Source organism: Xenorhabdus sp. TS4 (assembly GCF_014467265.1).
Classification (GTDB): Bacteria; Pseudomonadota; Gammaproteobacteria; order Enterobacterales; family Enterobacteriaceae; genus Xenorhabdus; species Xenorhabdus ehlersii.
Genome location: NZ_NKHQ01000021.1, coordinates 1 through 940 on the forward strand (window position 1 = coordinate 1; position 940 = coordinate 940).

1 protein-coding gene is annotated in these 940 nt (G+C 44.7%); it reads left to right on the plus strand.

The window, feature by feature from the left end:
• Positions 1-49: 49 nt before the first annotated feature.
• On the plus strand, positions 50-940 hold an 891-nt coding region (locus Xets_RS10625), incomplete at its 3' end, for an IS982 family transposase (RefSeq protein ID WP_187651630.1).

Below are 940 nucleotides of genomic sequence, written 5' to 3' on the forward strand. Positions count from 1 at the left end.
TTTATAACTTTAAGTTGACAAACAAAGAGAAATAAAGGAACAAAAGGCTATGTCACAACAAGATTTTATCATTTGGGTGTTTTGTTGGGTAGAGGATAATTTAACGGAGTTACAGCAAGGCACACGATTGAGAAGCCGGGGGAGCCCACCCAAGTTGAGTGACGCAGAAGTCATCACGATAGAGGTTATTGGTGAATACTTGGGTTTTTCAACAGATAAAGGGATTTGGACGTATTTTTGTCACCACTGGCGTGAGTGGTTTCCAGGACTCGGTTCACGAGCCAATTTTGCCAAACAAGCCTCGAACCTTTGGGTTATAAAACAAAAATTGCAAGAAAAGCTAGCGATATTATTGGGCGCCCTCGACAGGCCGGTACATATTATCGACGGATTTCCGCTGCCAGTCTGTGGGTTCAAAAGAGCTAAAGGGAGCGCCAACTTTAAAGGGCAAGCCGATTACGGGTACTGTGCCGCCAAGAACGAAACTTACTACGGATTTAAAGGGCATCTGATGATAGATGAAACCGGTGTGTTAACAGGGATCACGTTGACTCCCGCCAGTGTCAGTGAGCGTGAAGCCGCCTGGGATTTGGCCGCCCCGATAAAAGGGTATCTGCTCGGTGATAAAGGCTATTTAGGCATTGAGTTTAAACAGGAAATGAAGAAACAGGGCATTGAGATGATTACCCCGATGCGTACCAATATGGATGATCCTCTTCCCAAGGAAACGAGAAGAATGATTAACGCCAAACGCCGTTTAATTGAAACCGTGATTGGTCAACTCGCCGGACAATTTGCTATCGAGAAGTGCTGGGCACGGGATTTGTGGCATTTGAGTAATCGAATTGCTAGAAAACTTCTTTCTCACACGTTGGGTATTTTTGCCAATTTTAAACAAGGTAAAAGTCAACGCGACTGGCTTCAACAAGCCAACGTTATA